General features: G+C 73.6%; 16 protein-coding genes and 1 pseudogene. 9 read left to right on the top strand and 8 right to left on the bottom strand.

What is annotated here, in order from left to right; genetic code table 11:
* Positions 1-55 precede the first annotated feature (55 nt).
* The 3 genes from E1264_RS05050 to E1264_RS05040 form a co-directional block, all read right to left on the bottom strand.
* Entirely contained in the window at positions 56-2644 is a 2589-nt protein-coding gene (locus tag E1264_RS05050; RefSeq protein ID WP_132170031.1) for an FtsX family ABC transporter permease, read from the bottom strand.
* Positions 2645-2651: 7 nt separating this feature from the next.
* Positions 2652-3416 (bottom strand): ABC transporter ATP-binding protein, encoded by a 765-nt coding sequence (locus E1264_RS05045; RefSeq protein ID WP_207935720.1) that lies wholly within the window; start codon positions 3414-3416, stop codon positions 2652-2654.
* Positions 3417-3521: 105 nt separating this feature from the next.
* Positions 3522-4307: an enoyl-CoA hydratase-related protein gene (locus E1264_RS05040; protein WP_132170029.1), complete on the bottom strand. Its 786-nt coding sequence runs from the start codon at positions 4305-4307 to the stop codon at positions 3522-3524.
* A gap of 179 nt (positions 4308-4486) precedes the next feature.
* On the opposite strand from E1264_RS05040, the gene E1264_RS05035 reads away from it, so the two are divergent.
* Both E1264_RS05035 and E1264_RS05030 read left to right on the top strand, forming a co-directional pair.
* The gene (locus tag E1264_RS05035) at positions 4487-4654 is read left to right on the top strand and encodes a DUF3117 domain-containing protein (protein ID WP_089314488.1); all 168 of its coding nucleotides are present in this window, start codon (positions 4487-4489) and stop codon (positions 4652-4654) included.
* Positions 4655-4766: 112 nt separating this feature from the next.
* Positions 4767-6233 carry a leucyl aminopeptidase gene (locus E1264_RS05030; protein ID WP_132170027.1) on the top strand — a complete coding sequence of 489 codons (1467 nt, stop codon included), beginning with the start codon at positions 4767-4769 and terminating at the stop codon, positions 6231-6233.
* A 9-nt stretch (positions 6234-6242) separates the two neighbouring features.
* On the opposite strand, the gene E1264_RS05025 is transcribed toward E1264_RS05030, so the two are convergent.
* Positions 6243-6854 (bottom strand): hypothetical protein, encoded by a 612-nt coding sequence (locus tag E1264_RS05025; RefSeq protein WP_243710751.1) that lies wholly within the window; start codon positions 6852-6854, stop codon positions 6243-6245.
* 3 nt (positions 6855-6857) lie between these two features.
* Positions 6858-7460, bottom strand: a complete 603-nt coding sequence (locus E1264_RS05020) for an O-methyltransferase (RefSeq protein WP_132170025.1) — start codon at positions 7458-7460, stop codon at positions 6858-6860.
* Positions 7461-7711: 251 nt separating this feature from the next.
* On the opposite strand from E1264_RS05020, the pseudogene sigE reads away from it, so the two are divergent.
* The 5 genes and pseudogenes from sigE to E1264_RS04995 form a co-directional block, all read left to right on the top strand.
* Positions 7712-8317: pseudogene (sigE, locus tag E1264_RS05015) on the top strand (RNA polymerase sigma factor SigE); the annotation flags it as partial.
* 230 nt (positions 8318-8547) lie between these two features.
* On the top strand, positions 8548-9186 hold the full coding sequence (locus E1264_RS43100; protein ID WP_165964011.1) for a zf-HC2 domain-containing protein: 639 nt from the start codon (positions 8548-8550) through the stop codon (positions 9184-9186).
* Complete coding sequence (locus E1264_RS05005; protein ID WP_132170023.1) at positions 9183-10289, top strand: sigma-E factor regulatory protein RseB domain-containing protein; 1107 nt, start codon at positions 9183-9185, stop codon at positions 10287-10289. Before E1264_RS43100 ends, E1264_RS05005 begins: the two co-directional genes overlap by 4 nt.
* A 110-nt stretch (positions 10290-10399) precedes the next feature.
* Positions 10400-12175: a trypsin-like peptidase domain-containing protein gene (locus E1264_RS05000; protein WP_132170021.1), complete on the top strand. Its 1776-nt coding sequence runs from the start codon at positions 10400-10402 to the stop codon at positions 12173-12175.
* 102 nt (positions 12176-12277) lie between these two features.
* Positions 12278-12628, top strand: a complete 351-nt coding sequence (locus tag E1264_RS04995) for a sec-independent translocase (protein ID WP_132170019.1) — start codon at positions 12278-12280, stop codon at positions 12626-12628.
* A 193-nt stretch (positions 12629-12821) separates the two neighbouring features.
* Here E1264_RS04995 and E1264_RS04990 read toward each other — a convergent pair whose 3' ends face one another.
* Positions 12822-13958 carry an Mrp/NBP35 family ATP-binding protein gene (locus tag E1264_RS04990; RefSeq protein ID WP_132170017.1) on the bottom strand — a complete coding sequence of 379 codons (1137 nt, stop codon included), beginning with the start codon at positions 13956-13958 and terminating at the stop codon, positions 12822-12824.
* Positions 13959-14045: 87 nt separating this feature from the next.
* On the opposite strand from E1264_RS04990, the gene E1264_RS04985 reads away from it, so the two are divergent.
* Entirely contained in the window at positions 14046-14501 is a 456-nt protein-coding gene (locus tag E1264_RS04985) for a MarR family winged helix-turn-helix transcriptional regulator (protein ID WP_243710750.1), read from the top strand.
* A gap of 3 nt (positions 14502-14504) precedes the next feature.
* Here the strand turns inward: E1264_RS04985 and E1264_RS04980 are convergent, their stop codons facing one another.
* Together E1264_RS04980 and E1264_RS04975 are read right to left on the bottom strand one after the other, a co-directional pair.
* Complete coding sequence (locus tag E1264_RS04980) at positions 14505-14999, bottom strand: DUF1003 domain-containing protein (RefSeq protein WP_207935719.1); 495 nt, start codon at positions 14997-14999, stop codon at positions 14505-14507.
* Positions 14996-16303, bottom strand: coding sequence for a CBS domain-containing protein (locus E1264_RS04975; protein ID WP_132170013.1), 1308 nt, complete (start codon positions 16301-16303; stop codon positions 14996-14998). The genes E1264_RS04980 and E1264_RS04975 overlap by 4 nt, the downstream gene beginning before the upstream one ends.
* 87 nt (positions 16304-16390) lie before the next feature.
* Between E1264_RS04975 and E1264_RS04970 the strand changes: the two genes are divergently transcribed.
* Positions 16391-17296 carry an RNA polymerase sigma-70 factor gene (locus E1264_RS04970; protein ID WP_347813362.1) on the top strand — a complete coding sequence of 302 codons (906 nt, stop codon included), beginning with the start codon at positions 16391-16393 and terminating at the stop codon, positions 17294-17296.
* Positions 17297-17308: the final 12 nt, after the last annotated feature.

Genomic DNA, 17308 nt, shown 5'->3' with positions numbered 1-17308 from the left:
CGACGGCCAGGGATGTCACGTGGTGCGGCGCCGGCCGGTGTCGTCGCGGAGCCGGTCATTCGGCCTTGGCGGCCTCCAGGACGGGCACGGCCGCGGCGCGGCGGGCCGGGAGGGCGGACGTCGCCAGGGTGACGGCCGCCGCGCCCGCGATGACCGCGGCGAACAGCCACCACGGCGGGCTCGGGGCCAGGAACGAGCTGCCCGTCCCGACGTGCATCAGGTAGCCGGTACCGAGTGCCGTGCCGAGCCCGAGGAGCGTGCCGAGCAGGACGACCGTCGCGGCCTCCCACCGGACGACCGACCGGATCTGCGCCGCCGTCGCGCCGACGGCGCCGAGCAGCCCGAACTCGCGGGTGCGTTCGGCGACGCTCATCGACACGGTCGTGGCCATCCCGAACAGCGCCAGGACGAGCGCCATCCCGATGAACGCGTAGATGACCCTGACGCCGTTGGTCATCGCCTTCGCGGCCGTCTTGACGTAGCCGGACTCGTCGAGCACCTGGGCGCCCGGCACGCCCTCGACCGCGCGGGTCAGGCCGTCCGTGGTGCCGCCGCGGACGAGGACGACCCGCGTCCCCGCGCCCGGATCCAGCCGGTCCATGGTGGCCGGGGACACCAGCGCCTGGTCGGCGAACAGGTGGGACGGGTCGTGGTAGGCCCTGGCGACGGTCAGCGCGACCTTGCCGCGCACGCCCCGCACCACGATCCGCTGGCCCTTCTTCAGGTTGTTCGCCTTCATGACCGTGGAGGCGACCCCGATCTCGCCGGTACGGAGCGGCCGCAGGCTGCCGCCGAGGTCGAGGACGGACGGCAGCGCCGCCTGGTCGGCTCCGGTCACGTCCAGGAACACCGGCTCAGCGGGCTCCTCGGGAGCCTGCGGCTTCGGCGGCGGGTCCACGAGCCGTACCGCGGTGCCGGTCAGCGCCATCGCGCGGGACACGCCGGGCGCGGCGGCGGCCTTGGCGACCGTGTCGCCGGGCAGCGGGGCCTGGCCGGACGAGGTCTTCTCCGCCGCGGCGATCGCGTGCTCGGCCACCATCACCTCCTTCCCGGCGGCGTCGAAGCGGTCGTTCACCGACAGCACGAGCACCGCGGTCGAGGAGACGAGCGCGACGCCGAGCATCAGCGAGGACGCGGCCGACGACACCCGCCGCGGGCTGCGGGTGATGGTGGCGCGGGCGAGCCGCCCGGCCTCGCCGCTCACCGCGGTGCCGACGCGTCCGACCAGGCCGCCGAGCGGTCCGACGAAGAACGGGGCGAGGACGGCGAGCCCCGCCACCGCCGTCATGGACCCCATCAGGATCATGATGCAGACGCCGACCGTGCGCTCCATGCCCGGCGGCTCCTCGTACCTGATCGCGAACACCAGGCTGTAGAACCCGGCGGCGAGGCCGAGCACGGCGAGCGCGCCGAGGATCCGCGGCCAGCGCCGTCCGGCCGTGTCGGTGCTCGCGGCGCGCAGCGCCTGCATCGGCGCGATCCGGGACGCCCTGCGGGCGGCGCGCCAGGCGGCGAGCTGGGTGACGAGGATCCCGGCGAGGGCGGGCGCGGTGAGGGCGAGCCAGCCGAAGTCGGCGTCGGCGACGGAGATGTCGAAGCCGTCCCTGGCGAACAGGTCGGTGAGCAGCCCCGACACCGGGTAGCCGACCAGCACCCCGCCGATGGAAGCGACGATCCCGAGCGCGAGGGCCTCCAGCCGGATCAGCCGCTTGATCTGGCGGGGCGTGGCGCCGATCGCGCTGAGCAGCGCGAGCCGCCGGGTCCGCTGCCGGACCAGCGTGCCGAAGGTGTTGGCGACGACGAACAGCCCCACGAACACGGCGAGGGACGAGAGCATGCTCAGCGAGCCGCCGACCGAGACGCCCGCGGCGTCCAGGGTGGCCGACTGGGCGCCGCGCACCTCGGCGGCCGTCCGGACGGTGACGTCCTCGCCGCGCAGGTCGCGGGCCAGATCGGCGCGGAGGGCGGACGGTTTGACGCCGGGCGCGGCCTTGACCCATACGCCCTGCCACATCCCGGGCGGCAGCTCCGCCGCCCGGCGGACGGTCTCCGGCGGCGCCAGCAGCAGGTCGCCGCTCGCGACGGCGCTGCGGCCCTGCACGGTCACGATCCCGACGATCTTCAGTGCGCGGGTCTGCTCGGGGAGCGTCGTCCGCATCGAGTCGCCGACGCGGAGCTTCCCGGCGCGGGCAACGTGCCGCGTGACGGCGATCTCGCCGTCTGCGGCCGGGGCGCGCCCGTCCTCCAGGCGGTAGGGGTTGAGCCGGTTCTCCGGCGTCCACGGCCGGAGCAGCGTGGAGGCCCCGGCCGGCGGCAGGATGATCTTGCCGTCGGAGCCGGTGGCGGTGACGGGGACCATCGCGTCCCCGGCCGCCGCCGCCACGCCGGGCCGTCCGGCGACCCGGTCCAGCGGGACCTGCCCGTCAGGGACGGTGTAGACGTCGCCGGGATCGGCCGTCCCGCCCAGCACCAGCACGTCGGCGCGGGCGTACTCGCTGGCGTCGGTGCCCGACACCGCCTCCTGCGCCCGGAACGTGAACTGCAGCGACCCGGCGATCAGCCCGATCGCGAACATCGCCGCCAGCAGCGTGGCGGTCAGCTGCTTCCAGCCGCCGGTGAACGAGCGGCGCGCGATGAGCCACATGGCGGCCTCAGCCCTCCATCCGCCGCATGGCGGCGTGGACCTGGTCGATGGTGGGGGCGTGCAGCTCGTGGACGATCATCCCGTCGGCGAGGAACAGCACGCGGTCGGCGTGCGCGGCGGCCAGCGGGTCGTGCGTCACCATGATCACGGTCTGCCGGTAGGCGTCCACGGCGGTGCGCAGGAACCCGAGCACCTCGGCGCCCGACCGCGAGTCGAGGTTGCCGGTGGGCTCGTCGGCGAACAGCACCTCGGGACGGGTCAGCAGCGCCCGCGCCACCGCTACCCGCTGCTGCTGCCCGCCCGACAGCTCGCTCGGCCGGTGCCCGAGCCGCGCGCGCAGGCCGAGGGAGTCCACGATCGTGTCGAACCACTGCCGGTCCGCGCGCCGGTTCCCGAGCCGCCCGGTGAGCCGGATGTTCTCCTCCGCCGTCAGCATCGGCAGCAGGTTGAACGACTGGAACACGAACCCGAGCCGGTCGCGGCGCAGCTTGGTCAGCGCCGTCCGCGACAGGGTGGTGATGTCGACGTCGCCGATCAGCACGGAGCCGGACGTCACCGCGTCCAGCCCGGCCATGCAGTGCAGGAACGTCGACTTCCCCGAGCCGGACGGCCCCATGATCGCGGTGAACCGGCCGCGCGGGAACGCCGCCGAGACGCCGCGCAGCGCGGTCACGGCGCCGTCGCCCGTCCCGTACGACTTCACCACGTCGCGGGCCACCGCGACGTGGTCGTGGATCTGCCCGGCCGGGGGTACGGCGGTTGTCTGCATCATGCCCTCAAGGGAACCGCCGCGGACCCCTCGGGCGCAGTGCCGCACACTCCCGGATCCGTGGTGGGGCAGGCCCCACCACCGTCCCACGTGCGGGCTGGAAGGCGGCTAGCGGCCCTCGAAGGCGGGCTGCTCCTTCTTCAGGAACGCCCTGGTCGCGTTGTGGTGGTCATCGGTCTTCTCGCAGTCGTCCTGGAGCTCCGCCTCCCGTTCGAGCGCGGACGCCAGGTCGTGCGTCGCCGCGAAGTCGAGCGCCGCCTTGACCGCGCCGTAGGAGACCGTCGGGCCGGCGGCGAGGCGGCGGGCCAGCTCCACCGACGCGGGGGCCAGCTCGTCCGCCGGGACGACCCGGTGCACCAGCCCCAGCTCCAGCGCCGCCTCGGCCTTGACCGGCTCGCCGAGCAGCAGCAGCTCCGCGGCCTTCGCGCGGCCGACGAGGCGCTGCAGCGTCCACGACATGCCGCTGTCGGGCGCGAGGCCGATCCCGGTGAACGCGGTCGCGAACCGGGCCCTGTCGGACGCGACGATCAGGTCGCACGCGAACGCCAGCGACGCGCCCGCGCCCGCCGCGACGCCGTTCACCGCCGCGATCACGGGCTTCCGCATCCCCGCCAGCGCCAGCACGATCGGGTTGTAGTGCTTGCGGACGGTGTCGTCCAGCCCCTTCCCGGCGGCGAGGTTGTCACCGTGCTCGCGCAGATCCTGACCTGCGCAGAAGGCCCGGCCCGCACCCGTCAGGATCACCGCGCGGGCGGCCGGGTCGGCGGCGGCGCGCACCACCGTCGCGCGCAGCAGCTCCTTCATCTCGACCGTCAGCGAGTTCATCCCGTCCGGACGGTTCAGTGTGATCGTCCCTACGCCGTCCGTCAGGTCGTAAAGCACGGTCTCAGCCATGGTCGTCCCCTCTTTCAAGCCTCCACCCACCCTCCCATCTTCCGATCTGGAGGCTGATCGTTACCACTTCGCGCCCGGAAGACGAGATAATGGACCACTACTGATGACGCGGATGCGACACGCGGCCACGCGGCCAACGGTGTGCGAAGGCCGCGGCCCTACGCAGGAAGGGGATACGCATGGCGGCGATGAAGCCGCGGACGGGAGACGGTCCGCTCGAAGTGACCAAGGAGGGACGCGGAATCGTCATGCGGGTCCCACTCGAAGGCGGTGGACGTCTCGTGGTCGAGCTGTCCGCCGACGAGGCCAAGGAGCTCGGCGAGGCCATCAAGGGCGTCGTGGGCTGACGGCACGGCCGTTCCCGGCTTGTTGGTGACGGTCCCGGCGGGGTATCGCCGGGGCCCTTGCCATTCCCGCACCGAGACACCCGACCGAGAAGCACCTGGGGGAACCGCAGCCATGCCCATCGAGACCCGCATCCACGGCGCCGGCCGTACCGTGTCGCAGACCGCGGTCGACATCGATGCGGAGGTCGTGGCGGTGCCGGTCGGATCGGGGCCGGTGGCCCCGGCCGCCGAGGTGGCGCAGTCGCTGCCGTTCACGCTGGACGAGCTGCTGGAGCTCCACCGGGCCAAGGGCGAGCCCGGCGAGATCACGGCGACCCAGGTCCGGCTCGGCGACCGGATGCGGGAGCTGCTGCTGTACGGGGTGGGCGACGCGGCCCCGGCCGACCTGCGCAAGGCCGGCGCCGCACTGGCCCGCCGCGGCAGGGGCCGTACCGCGCTCGTCGCGGGCGTGCCCGCCGGCGACCTGGCCGCGTTCGTCGAGGGCGCGCTGCTCGCCTGCTACGAGTTCAAGATCGGCGCGCCGCCCCATCCCGCGAAGAAGGCGGTCGGCACGCTCGCCGTCCTCACCGAGGCGGGCCCCGAGTCGGACGCGCCCGCCATCGAGCTGGGCACCGCCCGCGCCCGCGCCACCGCGCTGGCCCGCGACCTCGCCAACACGCCGTCCCGCGAGAAGGACCCGTCGTGGCTCGCCGCCCAGGCCGAGCGGGTCGCCGCCGACGCGGGCCTCACCGTCCGCGTCCGCGGCGAGAAGGAGCTGGTGGAAGAGGGCTTCGGCGGCCTCATCGCGGTCGGCGCCGGGTCGTCGCGTCCGCCCCGCCTGATCGAGCTCTCCTACCTCCCCGATGAGCCTGCCGAGCGGCACGTCGTCCTCGTCGGCAAGGGCATCACGTTCGACAGCGGGGGCCTGTCCCTCAAGCCGAACGAGGGCATGAAGACGATGAAGACCGACATGGCGGGCGGCGCCGCCGTCATCGCCGTGATGAGCGCGCTGCGCGGCCTCGGCGTCCGCGCCCGCGTCACCGGGCTGGTCGCGGCGGCGGAGAACATGCCGTCCGGATCGTCGATGCGGCCCAGCGACGTGATCAGCCACTACGGCGGGACGACGTCGGAGGTGCTGAACACCGACGCCGAGGGACGGCTCGTCCTCGCCGACGCGCTCGCCTACGCCGACGCCGAACTGGCCCCCGACGTCGTCGTGGACGTCGCGACGCTGACCGGCGCGGCGAAGGTCGCCCTGGGCCTGCGGCACGCGGCGCTATTCGCCACCGACGACGCGCTCGCCGCCGCGCTCACCGAGGCGGGAACCGAGGCGGGGGAGCGGGTGTGGCGGATGCCGCTCGTCGAGGACTACCGCGCCGCGATCGACTCCGACGTCGCCGACATCAACAACATCGGGCGCGGCGGCTACGGCGGCGGCTCCATCACGGCGGCGCTGTTCCTGCGCGAGTTCGCCGGCGACCGCCCCTGGGCGCACCTCGACATCGCCGGTCCGGGCCGCAGCACGTCCGACGACGCCGAACTCACCCGCGGCGCGACGGGCTTCGGCACCCGCCTGCTCCTCACCTGGCTGACCGGCTGAGACGGCCGGTCACTTCGTCCGGCGGTCGATCACCGGGACGCGGCGGTAGCGCCTCGCCTGCTTGACGATCTGCGGGAGCGTCGCGTCCCACCCCGGCTCCACCGCGAACGACCACGGCACGGCGGCGGCCGTGGACGGCACGTCCCGCAGCGTCAGCGCCACCAGCCGAGGGCGCTCCGACGTCCGCGCCATCTCCGCAAGCTCGGGGGTCGGCAGGAACACCAGGTAGTCCTGCTCGCCCCGGCGGGTCCCGGCGGTGCCGCGCCGCAGCGCCGCGATCGCCGCCACCTCCGGCCAGGGCAGCGCGCGCCCGGCCCGGCGGGGCAGCGGCCAGCGCGCCGGGCGGTGCACCCCGCCGCCGTCGAACTCCAGCACCGGACGCCGCGCCAGCATCCCCCCGGCCGACGCGAGCAGCCCCGCGCCGAACATCCCGAGCCCCGCCACACCCAAGATCATGATCGTGATGCCGGCGGCCTCGGCGCCGCGCATCGCGCCGCCCGCGATGAACGCCACCGACGCGAGGAACATGATCAGGAATGCGATGACCCGCCACATCCCGCGCCACGTGACCCGCTGCCGGACGGCGAACACCTCATCGGCGGCGGTTTCGTCCTCGCCCACGCGCTAGTCGCGTTTGACCGCGCAGAGCAGGCCGTCGCCGACCGGGACGAGCAGCGGGACGAGCCGGTCGTCCTCGCGGATCATCCGGTGCACCTCGCGGATCGCCTCGGTCTCCGGGTCGCGGCGGTCGGGGTCGGCGACCCGGCCGCCCCACAGCGCGTTGTCGAACGCGACGACGCCGCCGGGCCGCAGCAGCCGCAGCGCGCCCGTCAGGTACTCGGGGTACTCGTGCTTCTGCGCGTCGCAGAACACCATGTCGTAGGCGCCGTCGGTGAGCCGCGGCAGCACCTCCAGCGCGGGCCCGGTGATCATCCGGGTGCGGAAGGAGGCGAGGCCCGCCTCCGCGTACGCCTGCTTGGCGAGGCGCTGGTGCTCGGGATCGATGTCCACGCTCGTCAGCACCGCGTCCTTGGCCATGCCGCGCATCAGCCAGATGCCGGACACGCCGCAGCCGGAGCCGATCTCCACGACCGTCCGCGCGCCGATCAGCGTCGTGAGGAAACGCAGCGCCGCCCCGCCCGCCGGGCCGATCGGCGTCGCGCCGATCTCCTCGCCGCGGCGCCTGGCGTCCGACAACGGCTCGTCTTCGGGGAGGAAACCCTCCACATAGGCAAGTGTGGCCTGGTCGGCGTCGATGGCTGCCTCCTCGCGGGACCCCCGCCTGGCTCATGCTGGGAAGACCATATCGTTGAGGGGGAACCAACTCGTGTTTCAGTGCGTTATGAACAGAGAAGGAACCCGTCATGCGCGGGTCGAACCCACGAGAACCCAGTCGGTCCAGCACCGCCCCAGCCCAGGCGAGACCGTGCCGTTCCAAGGCAAGACCTTGGCCCACGAGAGAGGAACAGCCCGGCACCATGGGAGTCGCAGCACTCAGTTTCAGAAGCGCTGTGGGGGTGGGCCCCGGGCAGGGGCTCGGTAGCGTCGCGGGCACTCGCGAGAACGCCCCCGAGGCCGATTGGGCGCCGCCGTCGTGGGACGAGGTCGTCCGCGAGCACGGCACCCGCGTGTACCGGCTCGCCTACCGGCTGACCGGCAACCAGCACGACGCGGAAGACCTTACGCAGGAGGTCTTCGTCCGCGTGTTCCGTTCCCTGTCGAACTACACGCCGGGGACGTTCGAGGGCTGGCTGCACCGGATCACCACGAACCTGTTCCTCGACATGGCCCGGCGCCGCCAGCGGATCCGCTTCGAGGGTCTCGCCGACGACGCCGCCGAACGCCTCCAGGGCCGCGAGCCGACCCCGGCGCAGGCGTTCGACGACAGCAACTTCGACGCCGACGTCCAGGCCGCGCTCGACGCGCTGGCCCCCGAGTACCGCGCCGCCGTCGTGCTGTGCGACATCGAGGGCCTTTCGTACGAGGAGATCTCGGCGACGCTCGGCGTCAAGCTCGGCACCGTCCGCAGCCGCATCCACCGTGGGCGGGCTCAGCTGCGCGCCGCGCTGGAGCACCGCGCGCCGACGCGGCGCCGCCCCGGCACGCGCAACGAGTTCCAGCCCGCCGACGCCATGCTGATGGAGGCGTCGGAGCTGGACGGCGGCGACCTGGACGACGAGCAGGACCTCAGGGGGACCGACGCCGGCGGCCTGCACGCGGCAGGCGGCCGGCCTCAGCCGGAGGGCGTGTAAAAGCTGTGCTCACCGCGCGGTGCGGGACCGCGCGGATGACTGACCGGAAAGACGGAGGCCGCGTGAGTTGTCTGGGGGAGCGTCTGACCGCTCTGGTCGACGGCGAGCTGGGACATGAGGAGCGCGACCGCGCCCTCGCCCACCTCGCGTGCTGCGACCGGTGCAGGGACGAGGTCGCCTCGCTGCGCAAGCTCAAGGGCCGGCTGCGCGGTCTGGACGAGACCGGCGAGCTCCCGTCCCCCGACTTCCTGACCCGGCTGCGCACCCTGCCCGCGGCCGCCGGTTCCCCCGCGCCCGGCGACGAGACTCCGCCGGAGCCCGCCGGCCCGCGCTCCGAACCGCTCGCGGGCCCCCTCGCCGCCGCCTCGGCGGTGCGGCACTCCGCGCGCCCGCTCCGCTCCGCGATCCGCCCGGCCCGGGTGCCCACCGCCCGCCCGCGCGACAACCGCCCCTCCGGACGCGGCGCGGCCGCCGCGCTGGGCGTCCAGCCGCGGCGCCGCTACCTGGTCATGGGCGCCGCGACCCTGTTCCTCGGCCTCGGCGGCGTGTCGTACGTCGTCGGCGGCGGCGGCGACGCGCCGACCGTCACCCCGGCGTTCGACCGCTACGCCGTCCAGCACGCGCTGACCTCCGGGGACGCGCCGATGACCGACCCCCTCACCGACCCGGCGAACCAGGTCCAGGTCTCCCCGGGGCCGTGATCGCCAAGACCGTGACCCGCCCGGGACGGCGCAGGACCGTCCTGGCTTGCGGGCTGGCGGGCGCGCTCGCCCTGGTCGCGGCGCTCGCCGGCGACCCGGCCACGGCCCGGCGCGTCCGCAGCGACCCGAACGCGGTGGGCCTGCTGCGCGCCGCCGCCGACGCCGCCCGCCGCGTCCCGTACGAGGGCAGGCGGTTCCTCACGACCTGGAACCGGAGCCGGTCCAGCACGTCCCGCATCACGGTGTCGCACACGCCGGGCGACGGCATCCGCTACCGGTCCGGGACCGGCGCCGTGGACGGCCACCAGCCCGACTCCGGCCCCGACGCCACCGACCCCACCGGCTTCACGCCCGTGACGCTCGACCTGCTGACCCGCAACTACTCCGTGGTCCGCGGCGCCGACTCGGCGGTCTGCGACCGGCCCGCCCGCGTCATCGAGGCCCGCCGCGCCGACGGCAGCCCCGCCGGCCGGTTCTGGATCGACGCCGAGACCGGGCTGATGCTGCACCGCGAGCTGATCGACGCCACCGGCCGCCGCGTCGTCGCCGCCGGATTCAGCGAGATCCGCTACACCGTCCCGGCGAAGCAGCCGGCGACCTACGCCATCGGCGCCGCCCCGCGCGGCGGGGCCGAGCGCTTCCCCGCCTCCGGCGGCCAGGGCGCGGCCGTGTGGAGCGACCGGCTGGATCGTGCCGATCTCGCCGCCCTCCGCGACCGCGGCTGGCCCGTCCCCAAGGACCTGCCCGGGCGCCTCACCCTCCACGACGCGCGCCGCGACGGGAACGGCGGCGCCGTCCACCTCAGCTACTCCGACGGCCTCGCCGCCGTCTCGGTGTTCGTGCAGCGCGGCACGATCGACGAGCGGACCCTGTCCGGCTGGCAGAAGACCGTCAAGCGCGGGCGGACGATCTTCCACCGGGAGTCGCTGCGCCGCTGGGCCGTGTCCGCGGGCGACGGCTTCGTGTACACGGTCCTGACCGACGCGCCGCTCAGCACCGCCGACGCGGTCGCCGCGAGCCTGCCCCGCGACACCACCTCGTTCTGGACGCGCGTCTCGCGCGGCGCGCACCGCCTCACCGCCGTCGCGAACCCCTTCGACTGATCGGCCGAACCGGGATGATCAGCGGGTCCGGAGGTCTTATGCTCGCCACATGCCGGGCCGGGCACGATGAGCACAGTTGACGAGAACCATGCTCGGTAGGAGAGATGGGGATGACGGAAGACAACCGCGGGCCGGTCAGGGCGCCGTCGGACGATGAGGACGTCGTCCACGGCCCGGAGCCTGAACGGCAGGAGGCGGCTCCTCCCGAGACGGTGACCGACCAGGAGATCCCCCTGGAGCCGCCGGCGGACACGCCACCGGAGCAGGAACCCGCGTCTCAGGCGGTCCCGTCCGACGCCTCTGACGACGACCCCGAGCCGAGCCGGGAGCCGGGCAACGGCGACCGGCTCGTCGCGGGCGGCTTCGCGCCGCCCGACTCGCTCGGGGAACCGCCCGACACCAGCGAGGACGTGCTCTCCCGCGGCAGCCCGTCCGACATGGGGCCGCAGGAGGTCCCGCTGCAGGACGCGCCGCCGCGCGACATGCCGCAGCCGCCGCCCGTCCCGCTCGACAAGCCCATCGCGGACGCCCCCGACGGGCGGCCCGGGTTCGTCCCCTACGACCAGGACCCGAGGGCCGCGCACGGCCGGCCCCCGTACGGCGGCGGCTGGCCGCAGCAGTCCCACCAGGGCCCGCCGCCCCCGGCCGGGGCGGGCAGGCCGCCGATGGGCCCGCCGCCCGCGCCGATGGGCCCGCCGCCCGGCGGCCCCCGCCCGATGGGCATGGGGATGCCGCCCGGAGGCGGCCCGAACTGGGCGCCCGTCCCGGCGCTCCCGCCGTCCGCGCGCGGCGGCCCGGGCCTCGGCCTCTTCGCGATCGTCGCGCTGATCGTCGCGCTGGTCGCGGGCGCGGTCGGCGCCGGGGTCGGCGTGATCGCGACCGACGGCGACGACGGCGGCTCCGTCAGCCTCGGCGGCAGCAACGACAGCGACACCCCGATCCAGGCCCGCCCGCCGGACTCCGTCGCGGGCGTGGCGCAGCGCGTGCTGCCCAGCGTCGTGATGATCCGCGCGCAGGCCTCGCAGGGCGAGGTCGGCGGCACCGGCTTCATCGTCAACGGCGGCTACGTCATCACCAACAACCACGTCGTGGCGGGCGCCGGCGGCCAGATCCAGATCGTCTTCAACGACAAGAAGGTGCTGCCCGCCACGGTCAAGGGCACCGACCCGAGCTCGGACGTCGCCGTCCTGAAGCCCGAGGGCCAGCATTCGCTGCCCGCGCTCACCGTCGGCGACTCCAGCAAGATCGCCGTCGGCGACCCGGTGATCGCGATCGGCTCGCCGCTCGGCCTGCAGGGCTCGGTGACCACCGGCATCGTCAGCTCGCTGAACCGCGCCGTGCCCACGCGCGGCGAGGGCGGCGGCGACGCGTCCTACCTCAACGCGATCCAGACCGACGCGGCGATCAACCCCGGCAACTCGGGCGGCCCGCTGGTGGACGCGAAGGGCCGCGTGATCGGTATCAACACCGCGATCGCGACGCTCGGCGGCGGGGGCCTCGGCGGCGAGCAGCAGAGCGGCAGCATCGGCCTCGGCTTCGCGATCCCGATCAACCAGGGCAAGCGGGTCGCCGAGGAGATCATCCGGACCGGCAGCGTCCGCCAGGCCAAGCTCGGCGTGCTTCCCGACCCGCGCTACCAGGAGGGCGGCGCGCTGATCATGCCGGAGCCCGTCAACGGTCAGCAGCCGGTGACCAAGGGCGGCCCGGCCGACAAGGCGGGCCTGAAGCCCGGCGACGTGATCACCAAGGTGGACGGCAAGCCGATCGAGGACGCCACCGACCTGATCGCGCAGATCCGCAGCCGGGCCCCCGGCGACCGGATCAAGGTGACCTACCGCCGGGGCAGTCAGGAGAACACCGTCGAGGTGACGCTCGGCTCCGACTGATCACGGCAGGGATGTTCAAACTCGGTTCATCCGGACTAGGGATACGCTGGGGGGACCGGCCCGCTGCGGGCCGGTCCCCCTGAGGCGGTTTGTGGAGGACGGGTGTTCGACGTCGGACTTGGTGAGATGGCGGTACTCGTCGTCCTCGCCCTCGTCATCTTCGGGGACCGGCTGCCCCAGGTCGCCGGGCAGGCGGGCCGGATGCTGCGGCAGTTCCGCCAGATGGCCAACTCCGCCAAGGCGGACCTTCAGGAGGGCCTCGGGCCGGAGTTCAAGGACTTCGACATCGCCGACCTCAACCCGAAGACGTTCGTCCGCAAGCACCTTCTCGAAGACGACGACGACTACCTGAACAGCAAGAACGGCCTCTTCGACGACGAACCGGCCATGGCCCCCGCAGGCGGCGAACTGGCCTTCGGCGAACGTCCACCCTTCGACCCAGAAGCGACCTGACTCCTGGACCGAACCTCAGCCGGGGTCACGGGTTGTGCGGCCGGAGGCGCCCAGCGCCGGAGGTCGCACGACCCGACGAGCCGGGCGACCGCAGCGACACGTCGGCGACCCGCACGGTCACGGCAAACCCGCACCGTGGCGTGAGGATCGACCGGCTCGTGACGGGGGTTCCAGGGGGTCGCCCCCCTGGGAGTCAACTGCGCTTGGGGGCGATTCCTAGGGACATTCCGGCCAAGCCGCGGCTGCGGCCTGCGAGGGTGTCGGCGATGGTGCGGAGTTCCTTGGCGGCGCCCGCGTCCGGGTCGGACAGGACCAGCGGGACGCCGTTGTCGCCGCCCTCGCGCAGGCGCGGGTCGATCTGGACCTGGCCGAGCAGCGGGACGCGGGTGCCGAGCGTCTTGGTCAGGGCGTCCGCGACCGTCTGGCCGCCGCCCTCGCCGAAGATGTGCTGCCGCTCGCCGCAGTGCGCGCACGCCAGGTACGACATGTTCTCGATCACACCGACGACCTGCTGGTGGGTCTGCGCGGAGATCGCCCCGGCCCGCTCGGCGACCTCGGCGGCCGCCTGCTGCGGGGTGGTGACCACGAGGATCTCCGCGGACGGCAGCAGCTGCGCGACGGAGATCGCGATGTCGCCGGTGCCGGGCGGCAGGTCCATGAGGAGGAAGTCGAGGTCGCCCCAGTAGACGTCGGCGAGGAACTGCTGGAGCGCGCGGTGCAGCATCGGCCCGCGCCACACGACCGGCTGGTTCCCGGCGGTGAACATCCCGACGGAGATCACCTTCACGCCGTGCGCGGACGGCGGCATGATCATGTCCTGGACCTTGGTGGGGGAGCCGTCCACGCCCAGCATCCGCGGCACCGAGTGGCCGTAGATGTCGGCGTCGACGACGCCGACCTTGCGGCCCTGCGCGGCGAGCGCGGCGGCCAGGTTCACCGTCACCGACGACTTGCCGACGCCGCCCTTGCCGCTCGCGACCGCGTACACCTTGGTCAGCGAGTTCGGCCTGGCGAACGGGATCTCCTTGGCGGGCTCGCCGCCGCGCAGCTTGGTCTGGAGGTCCTTGCGCTGCTCCTCGCTCATCACGTCGAGCTCGACCTCGACGGCGGTGACACCGTCGAGTTTCGACACGGCCTCGCGGACGTTCCTGGTGATGGTGTCCTTCATCGGACACCCCGCGACGGTCAGGTACACGCCGACACGGACGGTGCCGCCGGCGATGTCGACGCTCTTGACCATGTCGAGTTCGGTGATCGGCTTGCGGATCTCCGGATCGATCACCGTGGAGAGCGCCGCGGTCACCTGCTCGGTCGTCAGCTGGGAGGCCATGCCCCCCATCGTATGAACCGAACGCCGCTCTCTCCTAATCAGGGTGTCCCACCCCACAGTGCGGGGCGCCGCCGTACGATCGGGTCCGTGACCAACGGCGCCCTCTCGGCCACCGAGCTGACCGTCTGGCGGGCCATGCTCCGCGCCCAGGCGCGCATCTCCCGCCGCCTCCAGGCCGATCTGCTGGACCGCCACGACCTCGCGCTCGGCTCCTACGAGGTGCTCATGCACCTCGGTGAGGCCCCGGGCGGACGGCTTCGGATGAACGATCTCGCCGACCGAGTCCTGCTGTCGCGCAGCGGCCTGACCAGGCTCGTCGACCGGTTGCAGCGGGAGGGGCTCGTCGTGCGGCAGACGTGCGCGAGCGACGCGCGCGGCCTGTTTGCCGTGCTGACCGCGGCGGGGCGGGCGCGGCTGGCGGAGGCGACCCCGACCTACCGGCAGGGCGTCCGCGACTACGTGCTCAGCAGGCTGGACGAGCCCGACCTGCGCACCCTCGGCGCCATCCTCGACAAGCTCGCCGACGAGAGGATCCCCGCCTAGCCCTCAGCGGCGGCCGTCCTTGGCGTCCAGCTCCTTCATGATCTGCTGGAGCTCGGAGCGGACGAAGTCGCGGGTGGCGACCTCGCTCAGCGCGACCCGCAGCCCGGCGATCTCCCGGGTGAGGTACTCGGTGTCGGCGATGCTCCGATCGTTCCTGGAACGGTCCTGCTCGTACTGGACGCGGTCGCGGTCGTCCTGCCGGTTCTGCGCAAGCAGGATCAGCGGCGCCGCGTACGACGCCTGCAGCGACAGCATCAGCGTCAGGAAGATGAACGGGTACGGGTCGAACTTCAGGAACGGCGGCGCCAGCATGTTCCATCCGATCCACACGGCGACGAACGCCGTCATGTAGACGAGGAAGCGCGCCGTCCCGAGGAACCTCGCGATCCGCTCCGACAGGCGCCCGAAGGACTCGGGATCGTAGTGGACGCGCGGCACCAGCGTCCGGCGGATCTCCCTCGGCTGGTCCAGGCGAGCGGGCATCTGGCGTGTCGTCATTGCGTGTCCCCCCGGAGCGCCTCTTCCTCGGGATCCCGGTCCGCGGCCTCGTCCGCGCTCGCGTCCATCACGGTCTCGCGCCAGTCCTCGGGCAGCAGGTGGTCGAGGACGTCGTCGATGGTCACCGACCCCAGCAGGTGGCCGTTCTCGTCCACGACGGCGCCCGCGACGAGGTTGTAGGTGGCCAGGAACATCGCGACGGCCTCCAGCGACATCGTCGGCCGCAGCGTGTCGAGTTCGGCGTCCACGATGCCGCTGACCAGCGTCGGCGGCGGCTCGCGCAGCAGTTTCTGGAAGTGCACGGTGCCGAGGAACCTGCCGGTCGGCGTCGCGGTCGGCGGGCGGCACACGTACACCTGCGCGGCGAGGGCCGGGTTCAGGTCGGGGCGGCGGATCAGCGCGAGCGCCTCCGCGACGGTCGCGTCCGGCGCGACGACCACCGGCGCGGTCGTCATCAGCCCGCCCGCCGACTGGTCCGGGTAGGTCAGCAGCCGCCGCACCGGCGCCGCCTCGTGCGGCTCCATCAGCGTCAGCAGCTGCTCGCGCTGCTCGGTGGGCAGGTCGCCGAGCAGGTCGGCCGCGTCGTCGGGGCCCATCGCCTCCAGGACGTCGGCGGCCCGGTCCACGCCGAGCTTGCCGAGGATCTCGATCTGGTCGTCCTCCGGCAGCTCCTCCAGGATGTCGGCGAGCCGCTCGTCGTCGAGCGCGACCGCGACCTCCGCGCGCCGCTTCTCCGGCAGCTCGTGCATGATGTTGGCGAGGTCGGCGGGCTTCATCCGCTCGAACGCGGCGATCAGCCCGGCGGCGCCCTGCCCGTGCTCGACGGCGGAGAACCCCTCCACGTCGTCCCAGTTCACGACGAGGCTCTCCCCGCGTTTGCGGAGTCCACGCCCCGTCCTGCGGCGGACGGCGACCTTCCCGATGAGCCAGTCGCGGGTCCGGGTCGGCTCCATCGCGACGTCGACCACGGAGACTGATTCGCCGGTGTCGCGGAACCGGACCGTCCGGTCGAGCATCTGCCCGATGACGAGCGTCTCCGACTCGCGCTTCTGGAACCGGCGGACGTTCAGCCGCCCGTCGAAGATCACCGCGTCCGCCTCGAACACCGTCACCCGCGTGATCGGCAGGAACACGGTGCGGCGTGAGGCGACCTCCACCACCAGCCCCAGCACCCGCGGCGGCCGCGGCGCCAGGCGCAGCGCTGCCACCACGTCGCGGACGCGTCCGACCTGGTCACCGGCCGGGTCGAACACCGCGACGCCCGCGAGCCGGGCGATGAACACCCGTGTCGGAGCTCCGCTCATGGTCCGGACACTACCCATGATCGACCGGCTGATCCGGGACAAGGGGGGTGATACGGGGCGCGGGACCCCCATGAGAGGCTGTGGATCGTGAGCGACGTCATGACCGAGCCGTTCGAGGAACACCGCAGCCTGCTGTTCGCGGTCGCGTACCGGATGCTGGGCACGGCCGCCGACGCGGAGGACGCCGTCCAGGACGCCTGGCTGCGCTGGTCCGCGGCGGACCGGTCGGCCGTCGCCGACCCGAAGGCCTACCTCGTCCGGATCACCACCAACGTCGCGCTCGACCGGCTCCGGTCGGCGCGCGCGCAGCGCGAGACCTACGTCGGGCCGTGGCTGCCCGAGCCGATGCTGACCTCGCCGGACGTCGCCGCCGAGGGCGCGGAGCTGGCGGAGTCGGTGTCGATGGCGATGCTCGTCGTCCTGGAGACGCTGAGCCCTCTGGAGCGGGCGGTGTTCGTCCTCAAGGAGGTCTTCGGCTACCCGTACGCCGAGATCGCGGAGGCGCTGGACCGCTCCGAGGTGTCGGTGCGGCAGCTCGGCACCCGCGCCCGCAAGCACGTGGAGGCGCGGCGCCCCCGGTTCGAGACCGCCGGCTCGGAGCGGCGCGCCGCGACCGAGCGGTTCCTGGAGGCGGTGCTGGGCGGCGACATCAACCGGCTCATGGAGGTCCTCGCCCCGGACGTGACGCTCTGGACGGACGGCGGCGGCAAGGTCAAGGCGCCCCTGCGCGTCATCCACGGCGACCAGAAGGTGGCCCGCTGGCTCGGCGCCATCACCGGCCGGCCCTACGCGGGCGTCCAGCCCGAGGACATGCAGATCAGGGGCGTGCACCTCAACGGCGAGCCCGCCCTCATCGTGGAGGGCCCGGGCGGGCGGCCGATCGGCACGGTCAGCGTGGAGCTGGACGAGAACGACCGCATCCGGGCCGTGCACCTGGTCGCCAACCCCGACAAGCTGGCCTCGATCGCGGCGGGCCGCCACCTGCCGATGTGAGCCCCCGGGGGT

Source organism: Actinomadura sp. KC216 (assembly GCF_004348535.1).
Lineage (GTDB): Bacteria > Actinomycetota > Actinomycetes > Streptosporangiales > Streptosporangiaceae > Spirillospora.
This window is presented reverse-complemented; position numbering and strand designations above follow the sequence as displayed.

What these genes read in the sequence shown, in the direction of transcription:
- E1264_RS05050 (WP_132170031.1), bottom strand. Translation starts at nt 2,644, where the DNA reads ATGTGGCTCATCGCGCGCCGCTCGTTCACCGGCGGCTGGAAGCAGCTG.
- E1264_RS05045 (WP_207935720.1), bottom strand. Translation starts at nt 3,416, where the DNA reads ATGATGCAGACAACCGCCGTACCCCCGGCCGGGCAGATCCACGACCAC.
- E1264_RS05040 (WP_132170029.1), bottom strand. Translation starts at nt 4,307, where the DNA reads ATGGCTGAGACCGTGCTTTACGACCTGACGGACGGCGTAGGGACGATC.
- E1264_RS05035 (WP_089314488.1), top strand. Translation starts at nt 4,487, where the DNA reads ATGGCGGCGATGAAGCCGCGGACGGGAGACGGTCCGCTCGAAGTGACC.
- E1264_RS05030 (WP_132170027.1), top strand. Translation starts at nt 4,767, where the DNA reads ATGCCCATCGAGACCCGCATCCACGGCGCCGGCCGTACCGTGTCGCAG.
- E1264_RS05000 (WP_132170021.1), top strand. Translation starts at nt 10,400, where the DNA reads ATGACGGAAGACAACCGCGGGCCGGTCAGGGCGCCGTCGGACGATGAG.
- E1264_RS04990 (WP_132170017.1), bottom strand. Translation starts at nt 13,958, where the DNA reads ATGGCCTCCCAGCTGACGACCGAGCAGGTGACCGCGGCGCTCTCCACG.
- E1264_RS04980 (WP_207935719.1), bottom strand. Translation starts at nt 14,999, where the DNA reads ATGACGACACGCCAGATGCCCGCTCGCCTGGACCAGCCGAGGGAGATC.
- E1264_RS04975 (WP_132170013.1), bottom strand. Translation starts at nt 16,303, where the DNA reads ATGAGCGGAGCTCCGACACGGGTGTTCATCGCCCGGCTCGCGGGCGTC.